The organism is Streptomyces sp. NPDC031426, assembly GCF_055581585.1.
Genome location: NZ_JBVIJE010000009.1, coordinates 310,386 through 328,016 on the forward strand (window position 1 = coordinate 310,386; position 17,631 = coordinate 328,016).

The window sequence follows — 17,631 nt, forward strand, 5'->3', positions numbered from 1 at the left end:
CCGTCCGGCCGGCGGCACGCGTCCCGGGGGGCCGGCCGGCTCGTCCGCCTCACAGCTTCCCGCCCCGTCCGCCGTCCCGCCGCGGGGGCGCGATCAGCGTCGACAGATACGGCAGCGGCGCCCCGTCCAGCTCGGCCGCCGGCCGCACCGACTCCTCCGGCAGCCCCAGCGCCGAACCCCACACGGCACCGGCCAGCCGCCCGGTCTCCACGAGCGCCTCGGCGACCTCGGCGGCCTGCCTCCCGAACTTGTACGCGACGACGGTCCCCGGCCCGGCCAGAGCCTCCTTGAGCACGGCGGACCCGGCGGTCACCGGCACCAGCGTCAGCGGCTCGGTGCCCTCGGTCAGCACGGCACCGGACCGGGCCGCCAGATCCTGCATGGCGGTGATCCCCGGCACCGTCTCCACGACGACACCGGGCACCAGCCCGGCGATCGTCTGCGCGAGATACGTGAACGTCGAGTACACGTTGGGATCGCCGATGGTGGCGAAGGCGACCGACCCGTGCCGCTCCAGCAGCCCGGCGACCGCGGCACCCGCCGCGTCCCAGGCGGCCTCCCGGCGCGCCCGGTCGGTCCGCTCGTTCAGCGCGAACACCACCCGGACGACCTTGTCCTCGGGCACGTAGTGCAACACGGTCGCCTCGGCCCGCCCGCGCTCCCCGCCATCTGTGCCATCGAATGCGGCCATCACCGGCACGACGACCACCTCGGCGGCCCGCAGCGCGTTGACCCCCTTGACGGTCACCAGCTCCGTATCACCGGGACCGACCCCGACTCCGACCAGCCTGCTGCTCATGACGTCCGGCACCTCTCCACGAACCGACGGGCGACACCGGGCTCGGACGCCCAGTGCGTGTGCAGATAACTCGCGTGCACGCCGTGCTGTACGAAACCTTCGACCCGCCGGACGGGGGCCCGCACACCCCACGCCGGAGCGGCCCCGGCGCCGGGCTCGACCACGGTCCGATGGAACTCATGCCCCCGCATCCGCGTCCCGGCGACGGCCAGCACACTGTCCCCGACGGCCACGGCGTCCCGGTAGCCGAGCGTCAGCCGTTCCGTCATCCGCGCGGTGGCGTCCAGCACGCCGCACATCGGTCGCCCGTCCAGCTCCTTGCACAGGTACAGCAGTCCGGCGCATTCGGCGGCCACCGGGGCACCGCTCAGCGCCAGCTCGGCGACCGCCTTGCGCAGCGGCTCGTTGGCGGACAGCTCGGCCGCGTACACCTCGGGGAAGCCGCCGCCGATGACCAACCCGGCGGTGCCGTCGGGGAGTCGCTCATCCCTCAGGGGGTCGAAGGTGACGACCTCGGCACCGGCGGCGGTGAGCAGCTCGGCGTGCTCGGCGTAGGAGAAGGTGAACGCGGACCCACCGGCTACGGCGACGACGGGCGCTCGCCTTTCAAGGGACGGTTCCGGGTGGACGGGTGGGCAGACGGGGGTCCAGGGGGCGGAGGCCCCTGGGAGGGCACCTGCACTACGGGCAAGTCCTTCCAGCGCGGCCAAGTCGCAACCACGGGCCACCTGCGCCGCCATCGCCGCCACAGCCTCCGCCGCCGCAGCGCCCCGCTCGGCGACCGGCACCAACCCCAGATGCCGAGACGGCGTCGACACCTGCTCGGCCCGCCGCAAGGCACCCAGCACCGGCACCCCCGCCGAGTCCAACGCGTCCCGCAGCAGCTCTTCGTGCCGGTCGGACGCGACCTTGTTGAGGATCACGCCCCCGACCCGCACCTCCGGATCCCAGGAGGCGAACCCATGCACCAGCGCCGCCACCGACCGAGACTGCGACGACGCGTCGACGACCAGCACCACCGGCGCCCGCAGCAGCTTGGCGACATGCGCGGTGGACGCGAGTTCACCCTCGCCCGCCGCCCCGTCGTACAGCCCCATCACACCCTCGACGACGGCGATGTCACACCCCCGCGCCCCGTGCAGGAACAGCGGAGCGACCAGCTCCGGCCCGCACAGGTACGCGTCGAGGTTGCGCCCCACCCGACCGGTCGCGAGGGCGTGGTACCCGGGGTCGATGTAGTCCGGCCCGACCTTGTGCGGGGACACGGCGAGCCCCCGCGCGGTGAACGCGGCCATCAGCCCCGTGGCGACGGTGGTCTTGCCGCTGCCCGAGGAGGGCGCGGCGATGACCAGCCGAGGCACCGACGTCGTCACCACTCGATGCCCTTCTGGCCCTTCTGCCCCACGTCCATGGGGTGCTTGACCTTGGACATGTCGGTGACGAGGTCGGCGAAGTCCACCAGCTTCTCCGGCGCGTTCCGCCCGGTGATCACCACATGCTGGGTACCGGGCCGGTTCCGCAGCACGTCCACGACCTCGTCGGTGTCCACCCACCCCCAGTGCATGGGGTAGGCGAACTCGTCCAGCACGTACATCCGGTAGGTCTCGGCGGCCAGGTCCCGCTTGACCTGCTCCCAGCCCTCCCGGGCCTTCTCCTCGTTGTCCATCTGGGCGTCCCGCTGCACCCAGGACCAGCCCTCACCCATCTTGTGCCAGGCGACGGTCCCGCCCTCGCCGGAGGCGCCGAGCACGCGCAGCGCGTTCTCCTCGCCGACCTTCCACTTCGCCGACTTGACGAACTGGAACACCCCGATGGGCCACCCCTGGTTCCAGGCGCGCAGCGCGAGCCCGAACGCGGCGGTGGACTTCCCCTTGCCGACACCGGTGTGCACGACGACCAGCGGACGGTTGCGTCGCTGGCGGGTCGTCAGACCGTCATCGGGTACGACACTCGGCTGTCCCTGCGGCATTACGCGGCCCTCCCCGACGTCCCCTGCACATCCCTGACCAGCCCGGCGATCGAGTCGGCCCGCAGCTCGTCCAGCGTGACGGCCGTACCGCCCAGCTCACCGGCGAGCTGCCCGGCGAGCCCGAGCCGCACCGGCCCCGACTCGCAGTCCACGACCACCGACGCGACCCCCTCGGCCGCGAACAGCCGGGCCGCACGCCCGGCGAGGGCGACGGGCTCCGGGCCGCCGGTGGCCCGCCCGTCCGTCACCAGGACCACCAGCGCCCGGCGCGCCGGATCCCGCAGCCGCTCCACGCGCAGCACCTCGTGCGCCTTGAGCAGCCCTGCGGCCAGCGGCGTACGGCCACCGGTGGGGAGCCGCTCCAGCCGGGCCGCCGCCGCGTCCACGGAGGACGTGGGCGGCAGAGCGACGTCCGCCGAGGCACCCCGGAAGGTGACCAGACCCACCTTGTCCCGCCGCTGGTAGGCGTCCAGCAGCAGGGACAGCACGGCACCCTTCACGGCGCTCATCCGCTGCCGGGCCGCCATCGAACCGGAGGCGTCCACCACGAAGAGAACGAGGTTCCCCTCGCGGCCTTCCCGCGTCGCCTGGCGCAGATCGTCCCGCCGGATCACCAGCCCCGGCCCCGACCGCCCGCGCGCCCGCTGATGCGGGGCGGCGGCCTGCACGGTCGCCGTCAGGTGCAGCTTGGACAGCACCCCTTGGGGCCGCCGGGCCCCGGTGGTCCGCCCGTGCTCGGTGCGGGCGCGGGAACGCCGCCCCGCCGCCCCCTCACCGATGCCGGGCACGCTCAGCGCCTTCGTACGGAACGGCTCCGCGGCCCGCACCGGCGACTGCTCCTGTCCGCCGGAGGCCTGTGGCTGCCCGCCCTCACCGGCCTCGGGCTGCGCGGCGCTTTCGCCGTCGCCCTGGGGACCGCTCTCGGGCGCCGGCTGCCCACCGCCGCCACCGGGCCCGTCGGGGCCAGGATCGTCGTCCGGGTCCTCGTCCTCGGAACCGCCGAACTGCTCCAGCGTCTCGTCCAGCTTGTCCTCGTCGAGACCCGGCGCGTCGAACGGGTTCCGCCGCCGTCGGTGCGGCAGCGCGAGCAGCGCGGCCTGCCGGACGTCCTCGGCGAGCACGTCCGTCCGCCCGGCCCACGCGGCGAGCGCGGTCGCCGTACGCGCCATCACGATGTCGGCCCGCATGCCGTCCACCTCGAAGGCGGCACAGGTCGCCGCGATCTGCCGCAGCGCCCCGTCGCCCAGCCGCACCTGCGGCAGCAGCTTCCGCGCCGCGACGATCCGTTGCCGTACGGCGGCCTCCTCCTCGGCCCACCGCGCGGCGAAGGCGGCCGGATCGTCGTCGTACGCCAGTCGGCGCCGCACCACCTCGACCCGCTGGTCCGGCTCCCGCGAGGCGGCGACTTCGACCGTCAGCCCGAACCGGTCCAGCAACTGGGGCCGCAGCTCGCCCTCTTCGGGGTTCATCGTGCCGACGAGCAGGAACTTCGATGCATGCCGTACCGAGACACCCTCCCGCTCGACGTACGAGGCGCCCATCGCCGCCGCGTCGAGCAGCAGGTCGACCAGGTGGTCGTGGAGGAGGTTGACCTCGTCCACGTACAGGATCCCGCGGTGCGCGTCGGCCAGCAGGCCAGGCTCGAACGCCTTCACGCCCTCGGCCAGCGCCCGCTCGATGTCGAGGGCGCCGACGAGGCGGTCCTCGGAGGCGCCGACGGGGAGTTCGACCATGCGCGAAGGCCTCTGAGCGCCCGCCCCCGGCTCGTGCGGACCGTCCGGGCAGGAGGGGTCCGGCGCCGCCGGGTCACAGGAGAAACGGCACCCGGCGACGACGGCCACCTCCGGCAACAGCGCCGCAAGGGCCCGTACGGCCGTCGACTTGGCGGTGCCCTTCTCGCCGCGCACCAGCACGCCGCCGACCGCCGGCGAGACGGCGTTCAGCAGCAGCGCGAGCCGCAGATCGTCCTGGCCGACAACAGCCGTGAAAGGAAAGGGGGTTGTCACTGGTCGTCGCCCTCCAAGTCGCCTTCCAGTTCCAGATAGGTGGCGCGCAGCCGCTCCAGCGTGTCCGCGTCCGGCTCCGACCACAGCCCCCGGTCCGCCGCCTCCAGCAGGCGCTCGGTGATGCCGCGCAGCGCCCAAGGATTGGACCTCTTCATGAAGTCCCGGTTCTCCGGGTCGAAGACGTACTCCGCGCTCAACTTCTCGTACATCCAGTCGTCGACCACGCCCGCCGTGGCGTCGTAGCCGAACAGGTAGTCCACGGTCGCCGCCATCTCGAAGGCGCCCTTGTAGCCGTGCCGGCGCATGGCCGCCATCCAGCGCGGGTTGACCACCCGGGCCCGGAACACGCGGTGCGTCTCCTCGCCGAGCGTCCGCGTCCTCACCTGGTCCGGTACGGCCGAATCGCCCACGTACGCCTCGGGGTTGGCGCCGGTGAGGTGCCGGACCATGGCGACCATGCCGCCGTGGTACTGGAAGTAGTCGTCGGCGTCGACCAGGTCGTGCTCGCGTGTGTCGACGTTCTTCGCGGCGACCGCGATGCGCCGGAACGCCGTCTCCATGTCCCCGCGCGCCGCCCGCCCGTCGAGCCCGCGCCCGTACGCGTAGCCGCCCCAGACGGCGTACACCTCGGCGAGGTCGGCGTCGGAGCGCCAGTTGCGGGCGTCGATCAGCGGCAGCAGACCGGCGCCGTACGCCCCCGGCTTGGAGCCGAAGACACGGGCCGTCGCGCGCCGCCGGTCACCGTGCTCGGCGGTGTCCTCGTCGGCATGCGCCTTCACGAAGTTGCTCTCGGCGGGCTCGGCCAGCTCGGCCACGGCCCGCACCGCGTCGTCGATCAGCCCGACCACATGCGGGAACGCGTCCCGGAAGAAGCCGGAGATGCGGACCGTGACGTCGATGCGCGGTCGCCCCAGCTCCTCCAGCGGGACCACCTCGAAGCCCGTCACCCGGCGCGAGGCGTCGTCCCACACCGGACGGCAGCCCAGCAGCGCCAGGATCTCGGCGATGTCGTCGCCCTGGGTGCGCATCGCCGACGTGCCCCACACGGTCAGGCCGACGGACTTCGGGTACTCGCCCGTGTCCTGCAGATACCTCTGCACCAGGGAGTCGGCGAGCGACTGGCCGACCTCCCAGCTCAGCCGCGAGGGAATGGCCTTGGGGTCCACCGAGTAGAAGTTCCGGCCGGTCGGCAGCACGTTGACCAGACCGCGGGTCGGGGAGCCGGAGGGGCCGGCCGGGACGTAACCGCCGTCCAGGGCCCGCAGGATGTGCCCGAGCTCGTCGGTGGTGCGGGCGAGCCGCGGCACGACCTCGTCGCAGGCGAACTCCACCACCGCGATGCCATCGGGAAGTTCGCCACCGAGCACGCCCCGCAGGACGGCGGGAACGACCGCACGGTCCCAGGCCCGCGCCTCCATCCCCTCCGCGATCCGTCGGCACAGCTGCTCCAGCAGGTCGATCGCGTCGGAGGCGGTACGAGCCGGCCCGTCCACCAGGTCCGTCAGCTCCACCGGCACCTTCACCGGGGCACCGGGTTCGGCCAGCAGCTCCTTCTCGACGAGCCCGAAATGGGTGGCCAGACACGCACGCAGACCCGGCAGGGCGTTGGCCTTTCCGCCCCACACCTGGGACGCCCGCAGCACCGCCAGCACCAGGTTCACCCGCGGCTCGCCGACCGGGCCGCCGCCCAGGACGTGCAGGCCGTCGCGGATCTGCACGTCCTTGATCTCGCACAGATAGCCGTCGATGTGCATGACGAACTCGTCGAACGCCTCGTCGTCCGGCTGCTCGTCCACATGCAGGTCGTGGTGCAGCTCGGCCGCCTTGACCAGCGTCCAGATCTGGGCGCGGACCGCCGGGGCCTTCGTCGGGTCCAGGTCGGAGACGAGCGCGTACTCGTCCAGCAGCTGCTCCAGCTTGGCCAGGTCGCCGTAGGTGTCGGCGCGGGCCATCGGCGGCACCAGGTGGTCGACCACCGTGGCGTGCCCGCGCCGCTTGGCCTGGGTGCCCTCGCCGGGGTCGTTGACGATGAACGGGTAGATCAGCGGCAGCTCGCCGAGGACCGCGTCCGGCGCGCAGCCGCGCGACAGTCCCAGCCCCTTGCCCGGCAGCCACTCCATCGTGCCGTGCTTGCCCATGTGCACGATCGCGTCGGCGCCGAAGCTGTTCTCCAGCCAGCGGTAGGCCGCCATGTAGTGGTGCGAGGGCGGCATGTCGGGGTCGTGGTAGATCGCGATCGGGTTCTCCCCGAATCCGCGCGGCGGCTGGATCATCACCACGACGTTCCCGAACTGCAGGGACGCCAGCACGATGTCCTCGCCGTCGACGTACAGGCTGCCCGGCGGCTCGCCCCACGCCTCCACCATGGCGTCCCTGAGCTCGGGGTTCAGCCTCTCGAACCACGCTCGGTAGTCGGCCAGCGGGACCCGCGCGGGCGCCGTCGCCAGCTGCTCCTCGGTCAGCCACTCCACGTCGTGGCCGCCGGCCTCGATCAGCCGGTGGATCAACTCGTCGCCACCCGAGGGGTATTCGGTGAGGCCGTAGCCGGCCTCCCGCAGGGCGTCCAGGACCCGGACCGCCGACGCGGGCGTGTCCAGGCCGACCGCGTTGCCGACCCGGGAGTGCTTGGTCGGGTACGCGGTGAAGACCAGCGCGATCTTCTTCTCCGCGTTCGGCTTGTGCTTCAACCGCGCGTGCCGCAGGGCGATTCCGGCCACCCGCGCGGCCCGCTCCGGATCGGCGACGTACACCGGGACCTCGTCCGGGCCCTGCTCCTTGAAGGAGAACGGCACGGTGATCAGCCGGCCGTCGAACTCCGGGATCGCGACCTGCATCGCCGCGTCCATGGGGGAGAGGGCGGCGTCCGACTCCTGCCACGCGGACCGCGAGGAGGTGAGGCAGAGGCCCTGGAGCACCGGGATGTTCAGTTCCGCGAGCGCGCCGATGTCCCAGGACTCCTCGTCACCGCCCGCCGAGGCCTGCGAGGCATGGGTGCCGCCGGCCGCGAGCACGGTCGCGATCAGCGCGTCGGCCCGCCCCAGCAGCTCGTACAGCCCGGCGTCCGCGCCGCGCAGCGAACCACAGTAGACGGGGAGGGCGTTGGCGCCCTGCGCCTCGATCGCCGCGCACAGGGTGTCCACGAAGGCGGTGTTGCCGCTGAGTTCGTGCGCCCGGTAGAAGAGCACGCCCACCGTCGGCCGGCCGTCGACGAGAGGGCGGTCGCCGTGGACGCCGTACTCCGGCATCCTGCGCGGCTCCTCGAAGCCCTCACCGGTCAGCAGCACGGTGTCCGACAGGAACCGGGACAGCTCCAGCAGGTTCGCGGGCCCGCCCTCGACCAGGTACTTCAGTGCCTCCGCCACCACACCGGCCGGCACCGACGACTCGGCCATCAACTCGGCGTCCGGTACGGCCTCGCCGCCCAGCAGCACGGTCGGGACGCCGGACGTCCGCAGCACGGCCAGCCCCTCCTCCCAGGCGCGCTTGCCGCCCAGCAGCCGTACGACGGCGAGGTCCGCGCCCTGGACGAGGCCCGGGAGTTCACCGGCGACATCCACCCGCGTCGGGTTGCCGATGCGGTAGTCCGCGCCGGAGGCCCGGGCCGCCAGCAGATCCGTGTCGGCGGTCGACAACAACAACACTGTGCTCATGCGGGCGCTCCCGGTGGAATGAAAGGCAGTCCTTGCGGCGCGCCCGACTCGATGAGCCGCCAGAGCGCGTCCGTGTCCGCGTGCTGTTCGATCAGGTCGCCGAGCCGGTCGAGCTGCTCCTCGCGCAGCGCGGCGAAGGAGGTGTCCGGCGCGGGCACGAAGCGGCGGCCCGCGGCGGCGGCCACCTCGCGCAGAAAGGCCCGGCGGAAGCCGTCCGACTCCAGCGAGCCGTGCCAGTGCGTGCCCCAGGTCTGGCCGACCCGGCAGCCGTCGAGGAAGGGATCGCCGCCGTCGATCGTGGCGACCCCGTGGTGGATCTCGTACCCCTCGACCCGCTCGCCGAGGGCCTCCCCGGACGGCCGGGTCAGGGTCTTCTCGCGGGCGAACCGCACCCGCAGGGGCAGCACACCGAGCCCCGGGACCTCACCGGCCCGCGACTCGACCTCGTCCTCGATGCGCTCGCCGAGGATCTGGAAGCCGCCACAGATGCCGAGGACCGGCCGCTGCTCGGCGGCCCGCCGGACGACGGCGTCCGCGAGGCCCCGCTGCCGCAGCCACTCCAGCGCCCGGACCGTGCCCCGGGTCCCCGGAATCACCACCAGGTCCGCGTCCGCCAGCTCCTCCGGCCGGTCCACGAACCGCACCACGACCCCGGGTTCGGCGGCCAGCGCATCGACGTCCGTGAAGTTGGACATCAGCGGGATCGCGCACACGGCGACCCGCAGCACGTCCTCGCCGACGGGCGGGGGCACGGCGGACTCGCGGACCGTGCCCCGCAGCGAGACCCGCAGCCCGTCCTCCTCGTCGATGCCGAGCCCGTGCCGGAACGGCAGCACGCCGTACGTACGCCGCCCGGTGAGGCCGTACAGCATCTCCAAACCGGGCTCCAGCAACGAGACGTCGCCGCGGAACTTGTTCACCAGGAAGCCGGCGACCAGTTCCTGGTCCTCCGGCGAGAGCAGGGCGACGGTCCCGAAGAAGGAGGCGAACACGCCTCCGCGGTCGATGTCCCCGACCACCAGCACGGGCAGCCGCGCGTTCCGCGCGATCCCCATGTTCACGATGTCCGTCCGCCGCAGATTGATCTCCGCAGGCGAGCCCGCGCCCTCACAGATCACCGCGTCATACGTGCCCCGCAACTCGGCCAGGCAGTCCAGCACCGTGCCGAGGAGCCTCTGCTGCCGCCCGCCGTGATAACCGCGTGCGCTCAACTCGCCCACCGGCCTGCCCAGCAGCACCACCTGGCTGCTCTGCTCGCCGCCCGGCTTGAGCAGCACCGGGTTCATCAGCGCGGTCGGCTCGATCCGGCACGCCTGGGCCTGCATGGCCTGGGCCCGCCCGATCTCCGCGCCCTCGCGGGTGACGAAGGAGTTGAGCGACATGTTCTGCGCCTTGAACGGCGCGACCTTCACGCCCTGTCGCACCAGCCACCGGCAGATCCCGGCCGTCACGACGCTCTTTCCGGCGTCGGAGGTGGTGCCGGCGACGAGGAGTCCCCCGTTCACTTCCCACGTCCCTTCAGACCCTTGACGTTCTTGGCGAGGGAGCGCGCGGCGACCGTGCCGCCGAGCGCGAGCAGGCCGACGCGGCGGGAGAGCCGTACGGCCCGGTCGATGTCGGTGCCCCGGACGGCCCGGCCGGTGTCCCCGTTCAGCACGGGCCGGTGCTCGACCCGGCCGCCGTAGGAGAGCGTTCCGCCCAGCCGGACGCCGAGAGCGCCCGCGAACGATGCCTCCACGGGCCCGGCGTTGGGGCTCGGATGCCGGTGGGCGTCGGCCTTCCAGGCGCGCAGGGCACCGCGCGGGTCGGGTCCGGCCGCGGCGGCGAGTACGGCGGTCAGCCGGGCCCCCGGCCAGCCGGCCAGGTCGTCGAGCCGGGCGGAGGCCCAGCCGTAGCGCCGGTAGCGGGGGGACCTGTGACCGACCATCGCGTCCAGGGTGTTGACGGCCCGGAAGCCCAGCAGCCCGGGCACCCCGGCAAGGGCGCCCCACACCAGGGCGCCCACGACGGCGTCGGAGGTGTTCTCGGCGACCGACTCGACCACGGCCCGGGCGATCCCGTCGGCGTCCAGCGCCTGCGGGTCCCGGCCGCACAGATGCGGCAGCCGCGCCCGCGCCGCCTCGACGTCCCCGGACTCCAGGGCGCGCCCGATCGTGCGGGCCTCCCGGGCGAGCGAAGTACCGCCCACGACCGCCCAGGTGGCGGAGGCGGTCAGTGCGACGGAGGCGGCAGGGGAGGGGCGTACGGCGCGTGCGGCCAGCGTGCCGAGTGCGACGGCGCCACCGGCGCACACGACGGTGTGCACGGCGCCCCAGCCGCGGTGGTCGTGCCACAACGCGCGGTCCACGGCAGCGGCCGCACGCCCGAACGCGGCGACCGGATGTCCGCGGCGCGGATCGCCGAGGAGCAGGTCACCGAGAAGGCCGGCGGCGGCGCCGTACGCGTAAGTGCGATCGGCACCCATCGGCTCAGCCGGCCGTGGGTACAGGAGCGGGCCTGGTACTGGTCCTTCGGCAGCCGGGCATGGCGATCTGTGTCCTCACTCAGGGTGTCCGCGCCCTGGTTCGACGAGATTCGGCGGTGAGAGTTCCTGGCTCCCGGGGGTTCTTCCCCGGTGACAGTGGCGGGACCGCGCCGGATTCGCACCGGCTTCCTCTCCTGCCGCCGTACATGGCCTGGGCAGTCCACCACGCGCTCCGAACGGCCGTCAACTTGCCGTTGACCTGCGCGGGGAGAGTGTGCCGATCCCCACATCGTGGGGCGCCCGTGACCCCTGGGCATGGCGAAGGCTCCTCTCCGTCAGGGACGGAGAGGAGCCTTCGGACTGCCCGGTTCGTGCCGCTCGGTCAGGACTTGGAGACGATGAGGTAGATGCCGTACGACACCGCCGCGGCACAGGCGGCGAAGCAGAGGTAGGCGCCGGTGACGGCGAGGGCGGCGGAGTTGCCCTGGGCCGCGGCCTTCTCGCGCCGGGCCAGACCGTTGACGCCGAGGGTGAACAGGGCCACCAGGCCCACCGTGAACACGAGGCTGACGCCGAAGACGGAGCCGAGGGCCGACCAGTCGATCTTCATGGGGTTGCTTCCTTGGTTACCAGTGTGGCCGGGGTCAGACGGTGGCGGCCGGCGGGGCGGCCTCGGGCGCGGCCTCAGCGGCGGCCGGGGAGAGGATCGTGGCCGTCAGGTCCTCGGTGATCGTGCCCGCCGGGGGCGGGGTCACCGCGGCGATGGCGGCGGTCACCACGCCGGCCGGCTCCTCGGGCACGTCGACGACGTTGGTGTGGTCGACGACCTCGCGGCGGGAGATCTTCCAGATCGTGACGCTCGCGGCGACCAGGAAGACGGCGACGACTGCGGTGCCCCAGTCACCCAGGTCCGTGACGGACTCGGCGCCCGCGCCGACCAGCGCGGCGGCCGGGAGGGTGAGCACCCAGGCGACGACCATGCGGGTCGCGGTGGACCACCGGACCACCCCGCCCTTGCGGCCGAGGCCCGCGCCCATCACCGAGCCGGAGACGACATGCGTGGTGGAGAGGGAGAAGCCCAGGTGCGAGGAGGCCAGGATGGCGGTCGCGGCGCTGGTCTGGGCCGCGAAGCCCTGGCGCGGCTCCAGGTCGGTCAGGCCCTTGCCCATGGTGCGGATGATCCGCCAGCCGCCGATGTAGGTGCCGAGCGCGATGGCCAGGCCCGCGGAGAGGATGACCCAGGTGGGAGGGTTCGAGCCCGGGGCGATGGCGCCGCCCGCGATCAGCGCCAGGGTGATGATGCCCATCGTCTTCTGGGCGTCGTTGGTGCCGTGGGCGAGGGAGACCAGGCCGGCGGAGGCGATCTGGCCGGCGCGGTAGCCCTTGCGGGTGGCCTCGCCCTCGGTCTTGCCGCCGATGCCGTAGGAGAACCGGGTGGCCAGCATCGAGGCGACGCCCGCCACGATCGGGGCGGCGACCGCGGGGAGCAGCACCTTGGTGACCAGGACGTCACCGTGCACCGCGCCGAAGCCGGCCGAGGCGACGGTGGCGCCGATCAGACCGCCCATCAGGGCGTGCGAGGAGCTGGAGGGCAGGCCCACCAGCCAGGTCAGCAGGTTCCAGAGGATCGCGCCGACCAGGGCGGCGAAGATGACCTCGGGACGGATGCCGGTCTCGTCGACGAGACCCTTGGAGATCGTGTTGGCGACCTCCACGGAGAGGAAGGCGCCCACCAGATTGAGGGCGGCGGACATGGCCACCGCGATCTTGGGCTTCAGGGCGCCTGTCGAGATGGCGGTCGCCATCGCGTTGGCGGTGTCGTGGAAACCGTTCGTGAAATCGAACGCGAGAGCGGTTACTACCACTATCGCGAGGATCAGCGAGAAGCTTTCCATTTACCCAGGCAATCGTTCGAGGTCATTGGCTGGACGACCGTAGGCAACCTGAGTGAACAGAAGGTGAACTGCGGCGGGCGCCAGGGTGTCTGAAGAGGTGGTTCGAGGTTCCGCTCGGCTCCGGCGGCCCAGGCGCCCCTTGACTACCAGCCCCGGGCGAAGGTCCGCAGTCGGCTCGTGGACCCGTTGAAGAGATTCTGGTCACCCGGCAGCCGGCCGTCCGCGTCGAACTGCCAGAACATCCAGTGCTGCCAACCACCCGGCAGCGGCCCCGGCCGCGAGGTGCCGTGCCGGGCGATCCACAGGGCGTGGCTCCCGGCGAAGGCGTGGCTGTTGCCGGTGCAGAGCCGCCACCACTCGGTCGTCGTGTAGATCACCGGGCGGCGGCCGGTCTCCAGCTCGATCTCGTCGCTGAAGGACTGGATCCAGCGGACCATCTGCGTCCCGTCCAGTCCGTAGCACTCGTCCTTCCTGTTGTACGGGTTGTCCTCGATGTCCAGCGCGGGCGGCAGGGTCCGGCCGTCCGCCACCCAGGCCCCGCCGTTCCGCACGAAGTACGCGGCCTGCCGGGCGCCGGAGGACCTGTCCGGCCGGGCGAAGTGGTACGCGCCCCGGTACAGGCCCGCCTCGTGCGCGCCCTCGTACTGCTGGGAGAAGTACGGGTTGCGGTAGTCCGTGGACTCGGTCGCCTTGACGTAGACGAACCGCGCGCCCGTCGACCGGGCGGTCGCCCAGTCGACGGGCTTCTGGTGGGACGAGACGTCGTGTCCCTGGGGCAGGCCCGAGGCGGCCGGTGCCGAAGGTCCGGCAGCCGCGGACGCGGTGCCCGTGAGGGCGAGCGCCGCCATGGTCGCCGCGAGGGCACCGGCGCTGTGACGGAGAAGGGTGCGTTTGCTGGCCATGTGTCTCCCCGGGTCGGCGGACGAGAGAACCTCCGGTGGGCAAGGGGGACCATTGAAGGTCCGCTGATCGCCGAATCAGCGCCTCCCCGCGGCGATTCACCAGGACTTTCGCCCGATCGGGGGCATGCGCTTCCGGCCGGAGGCGACCGTCCGTGCCCCTCTCCGCGGGCCCGGCTGGCAGGATCGCGGCATGGCTGAACAGCGGCGGGACGCGGAACAGCAACGGATCTGGACGGAACTGGTCGCGACGGCACGGCGGACGGTGGCCGACGGGCTGGTGGTCGGCACCTCCGGGAACGTCTCGGCGCGCGTGGGCGACCTCGTCCTGGTCACCCCGTCGGGCGTGCCGTACGACCGGCTCACCCCGGACGACATCACCGGCGTCGACCTCACCGGACGCCAGGTGCTCGGCACGCTGGTGCCGACCAGCGAGCTGCCCATGCACCTCGCCGTCTACCGCACCACCGACGCCCGCGCGATCGTCCACACCCACGCCGTGCACGCGACGGCGCTCTCCACGCTCGTGCCGGAGCTCCCGCTCGTCCACTACATGGCGGCAGCCCTGGGCGGCCCCGTCCGGGTCGCCCCCTACGCCACCTACGGCACCGACGAACTCGCCGACAACATGCTCCGCGCCCTGACCGACCGCTCCGGCTGCCTCCTGCAGAACCACGGCACGATCACCTACGGCACCACCCTCGACCAGGCCTACGACCGCACCGCCCAACTGGAGTGGATGTGCCGCCTGTGGCTGACGGCGTCCTCGGTACCGGGCCTGACCCCGTCCCTGCTGACGGAGGCACAACTGGCGGAGGTCGGGGAACGTTTGAAGGGGTACGGCCAACGGAGGTGACCCCGTGCTGCCCAGCCCTTCGCTCCGGCGCTTTCTCGTCCCTGGTGTCCGCCGCGGCGCTCAGCCACCACGCAGGTGCTGGGCGTCCGCCCTCAAGGCAGTGGGGGAGGTGCCGAACCCCCCGCACCCCGGCGCTCCTCGCCGCCCCGCCTTTCCACTGGCCGGCAGGTCCAACCCCCACGACACTGGACGCGTGCGCCCAGTCAAAGCGACCGCCACCGCACTGACCGCGGTCCTCGCCGCCGGCGCGGCGTCCGTCGCCGCCGGCCGGATCGCCAGCGACGCCGCCCTGAAGGCGCCCGCGGGCCGCCCCCTGCCCACCGAACCCCGCCTCACCGTGCACAGCACCGCCGCCGGCCAGATCACCCTCACCCGCGACCTGGCCTCGCTGCGCCCCGGCACCTACGGCCTCGCCGGCGACGGCTCGCACGCGGTCGTCGGCCCCGTCCTGGAGGCGGCCCCGCACGCGGCCGACACCGTCGTACGCCGCCTGGAACGCGTCACCCACGGCACCCTCGCCCCCGGCGACCCGGTGTGGCTCACCCCGAACCTGTACGTCGGCGATCCCGGCACCGCCCTCGGCCTCGACCACACCGACATCGACGTGCCCGGCGAACTCGGCGAGCTGCCCGCCTGGTTCGTGCCCGGGGCCCGGGACACCTGGGTGATCGCCGTGCACGGCCTCGGCACCACGCGGGAACAGGCCATGAACCTCATGGCCCCCCTGCACGCCAGCCGGGTGCCGGTCCTCGCGCTCGCCTACCGGGGCGACCTCGGCGCTCCCCGCCCGCCGGACGGCCTGAGCCACCTCGGCGAGACCGAGTGGCGCGACCTGGACGCGGCGATCCGCCACGCCGTCCGCCGCGGCGCCCGCCGGGTCGTCCTGCTCGGCTGGTCCACCGGCGCCACGATGGCCCTGCGCGCCGCCGAGCACTCCCCGGTGCGCGAGCGCATCGCCGGACTGGTCCTCGACTCGCCGGTGCTCAGCTGGGAGGCCACGCTGCGCGCCCTCGCCCGGGCCCGCCGCATCCCGCAGCCGCTGCTGCCGCTCGCGGTGCGCGCCGCCCAGGGCCGGGCCGGCCTGTACGCCGACCGGGTCCCCGAGATCACCGACTCCGACGTGCTCACCGTACCGACCCTGATCTTCCACGGGCCCGACGACCAGGTGGCCCCCTGGGAGTTCTCCCGCCGGCTCGCCCGCCGCCGTCCGGATCTGGTCGCCCTGCACACCGTCCCGCAGGCCCCGCACGCGGCGATGTGGAACGCCGACCCGAAGGAGTACGAGGAGCGACTGCGCCGCTTCCTGACCTCGCTGGTATGAGGGCGCTCCCCGGCCCTCCCGCAGATGCCCGAAGTCCCGGCGCCGGGCATTCCGTTTCATGCGTACCGAGGCCGCACGACTGGCCTGATCACCCTCCTCGCCCCGGTCCGAACCCCGTGCCTTGGCCAGCCCCGTCGCCCGCCGTGACATTCCGTTTGGGTTTTCGGACCGTCAACCGGAAGACTGCACCCGTGACGTCCCGTATCCCGCGCGACTCCAGGCTCCGACTCGTCCGACCGCGACCCCTGGCCGCCGCCCCCAGAGCTGTGAACCAGCGGCGCCCGCGCCGCCCCGCACCCCGGCCGCCGGAGGGCACCCCCGCCCCCGCGGAACTGGCCGGAATCGCCCGCACCGGACTGGCCGGCCCGGTCCGGGTCGCCCGCTGGGCCGACGCCGCACTCGGCCCCGGCAGCGACGCCGCCACCGCCGACGGCAAGGCCACCCTGTCCGACGCCACCGCCCGGCGCGCCGCCGCCGACCTGGGCCTGAGCGTCACGCAGATCCGCACCGACTGGGACACCGCACGCCTCGCCGGACTCGTAGAGGTGCACGGCGACAGCGCGCGCCCCGGCTGGCGGCTGCGCGCCTGGGACCGTGACGACAGCGCCGTACTGCGCGGCTGGGTCGCCCTCTTCGACGCCTGGTCGCTCGCCTCCCCGGAACCCGAGGGGCACGAGCCGGCCGCCGTCGCCGAGGTCGTCTCGGCCATGCCTCAAGTGCTCTCCTTCCTCCAGCTGTCCGCCGGGCCCGTCCCGGTCGAGCAGCTCCTCGACCTGCTCCAGCAGCGCGTCACCGAACTGCGCACCGAGCGCTGCGAGGTGCCCTACGAGCCCGGCACCCAGCAGCCGGCCGGGCCCGGGCCCGCGCGGCCGACCGTGCCGGCGGCCCGGCCGCCGTCCGAGCCCCGGTCCGCACAGCCCGCCCCGCCGGGGGCGCAGCGGCCGTCCGAGCCCAGACACGCGCGCCCGGCCGCCGATTCCCCGAGCCCGGCGGAACTCGCGGCCGCCGTCCCGGAAGACGCCGCGCCCACCGGCGACGCCCCGCTCGAACCCCTCCTCGACTGGGCGCTGCGGGCCCTCGCCTCGGTCGGCGCGCTGACCTACGGCGACGGCCAGGCCACCCTCACCCCGCTGGGCAGCTGGGCGGTGTGGGTCAAGCTGGAGCAGATCTGCGTGGCCGCGCAGAGCCCGGCCGGCAACATCGAGCAGTCCGCCGAGGACATGCTCCGCGGCTGCGCCCAGCTCCGCCCCAACGCCGCCCGCGCCGAATACCGCGCCTGGCTCGCCGCCCGCACCGTCGGCGATGCCATCACCGAGCTGATCCACGCCGCGCGCGGCGATGACGCGCTGCTGCGCGGCCTGGCCTTCGAGGCGCTGCGCGTCGTCGGCGCCCCCGCCGAGCCCGACGTACGCGCCGTCGTGGAGGAGCCGGCCCTGCGGCCCTACGCCCTGCTGTGGCTCGCCGAGCACGACGGGATCGACCCGGAGGACGCCCACGAGGTCCTCACCAGGGAGGAGGCGACCTGGCTGTGGGTGGACACGGCCGCCGCCGTCGCCGACCACGGCGAGTCGCCGATGCTGGTCCGGCACCTGGAGTCCGCGGTGCAGCCCACCGTCCCCCAGCTGCTCGACGAGGTCCGCGCCGTCGGGCACCCACGCACCGTGCAGGTCCTGGTCGCGCTCGCCGCCGCGCATCCCGACCCGGCCCTGGCCAAGGCCGTGCGCCGGGCCGCCTTCCAGGTGCACACCGGAGGATGAGCGGCGCGGGGGTCG

13 protein-coding genes and 1 riboswitch are annotated in these 17,631 nt (G+C 73.5%); of the genes, 3 read left to right on the top strand and 10 right to left on the bottom strand.

Annotated elements, in window-relative coordinates:
• Window positions 1–49 precede the first annotated feature (49 nt).
• The 10 genes from cobI to ACZ5NH_RS21380 form a co-directional block, all read right to left on the bottom strand.
• On the bottom strand, window positions 50–799 hold the full coding sequence (gene cobI / locus ACZ5NH_RS21335; protein WP_468777316.1) for a precorrin-2 C(20)-methyltransferase: 750 nt from the start codon (window positions 797–799) through the stop codon (window positions 50–52).
• Entirely contained in the window at window positions 796–2,172 is a 1,377-nt protein-coding gene (locus tag ACZ5NH_RS21340) for a cobyrinate a,c-diamide synthase (protein ID WP_468777317.1), read from the bottom strand. Before ACZ5NH_RS21340 ends, cobI begins: the two co-directional genes overlap by 4 nt.
• A complete protein-coding gene (gene cobO, locus ACZ5NH_RS21345; protein ID WP_468777319.1) occupies window positions 2,169–2,768 on the bottom strand; it encodes a cob(I)yrinic acid a,c-diamide adenosyltransferase in 600 nt (199 codons plus the stop codon). The genes ACZ5NH_RS21340 and cobO overlap by 4 nt, the downstream gene beginning before the upstream one ends.
• Entirely contained in the window at window positions 2,768–4,774 is a 2,007-nt protein-coding gene (locus ACZ5NH_RS21350; RefSeq protein ID WP_468777321.1) for a putative cobaltochelatase, read from the bottom strand. The genes cobO and ACZ5NH_RS21350 overlap by 1 nt, the downstream gene beginning before the upstream one ends.
• Entirely contained in the window at window positions 4,771–8,424 is a 3,654-nt protein-coding gene (gene cobN / locus ACZ5NH_RS21355) for a cobaltochelatase subunit CobN (RefSeq protein ID WP_468777323.1), read from the bottom strand. Before cobN ends, ACZ5NH_RS21350 begins: the two co-directional genes overlap by 4 nt.
• Window positions 8,421–9,929: a cobyric acid synthase gene (locus tag ACZ5NH_RS21360; RefSeq protein WP_468777324.1), complete on the bottom strand. Its 1,509-nt coding sequence runs from the start codon at window positions 9,927–9,929 to the stop codon at window positions 8,421–8,423. The genes cobN and ACZ5NH_RS21360 overlap by 4 nt, the downstream gene beginning before the upstream one ends.
• Entirely contained in the window at window positions 9,926–10,888 is a 963-nt protein-coding gene (locus ACZ5NH_RS21365) for a cobalamin biosynthesis protein (protein ID WP_468777325.1), read from the bottom strand. Before ACZ5NH_RS21365 ends, ACZ5NH_RS21360 begins: the two co-directional genes overlap by 4 nt.
• Window positions 10,889–10,988: 100 nt before the next feature.
• Window positions 10,989–11,129: riboswitch (cobalamin riboswitch) on the bottom strand.
• A gap of 141 nt (window positions 11,130–11,270) precedes the next feature.
• A complete protein-coding gene (locus ACZ5NH_RS21370; protein ID WP_388634887.1) occupies window positions 11,271–11,498 on the bottom strand; it encodes a hypothetical protein in 228 nt (75 codons plus the stop codon).
• 34 nt (window positions 11,499–11,532) lie between these two features.
• Window positions 11,533–12,783, bottom strand: coding sequence for an inorganic phosphate transporter (locus tag ACZ5NH_RS21375; protein WP_468777326.1), 1,251 nt, complete (start codon window positions 12,781–12,783; stop codon window positions 11,533–11,535).
• A gap of 143 nt (window positions 12,784–12,926) precedes the next feature.
• Window positions 12,927–13,685 carry a lysozyme gene (locus ACZ5NH_RS21380; RefSeq protein WP_468777327.1) on the bottom strand — a complete coding sequence of 253 codons (759 nt, stop codon included), beginning with the start codon at window positions 13,683–13,685 and terminating at the stop codon, window positions 12,927–12,929.
• A gap of 190 nt (window positions 13,686–13,875) precedes the next feature.
• Between ACZ5NH_RS21380 and ACZ5NH_RS21385 the strand changes: the two genes are divergently transcribed.
• From ACZ5NH_RS21385 to ACZ5NH_RS21395, 3 genes are all read left to right on the top strand, one after another.
• A complete protein-coding gene (locus tag ACZ5NH_RS21385) occupies window positions 13,876–14,538 on the top strand; it encodes a class II aldolase/adducin family protein (protein WP_388634881.1) in 663 nt (220 codons plus the stop codon).
• A gap of 193 nt (window positions 14,539–14,731) precedes the next feature.
• Complete coding sequence (locus ACZ5NH_RS21390) at window positions 14,732–15,859, top strand: alpha/beta hydrolase (protein ID WP_468777329.1); 1,128 nt, start codon at window positions 14,732–14,734, stop codon at window positions 15,857–15,859.
• A gap of 191 nt (window positions 15,860–16,050) precedes the next feature.
• Window positions 16,051–17,616: a hypothetical protein gene (locus tag ACZ5NH_RS21395; protein WP_468777331.1), complete on the top strand. Its 1,566-nt coding sequence runs from the start codon at window positions 16,051–16,053 to the stop codon at window positions 17,614–17,616.
• Window positions 17,617–17,631 lie beyond the last annotated feature (15 nt).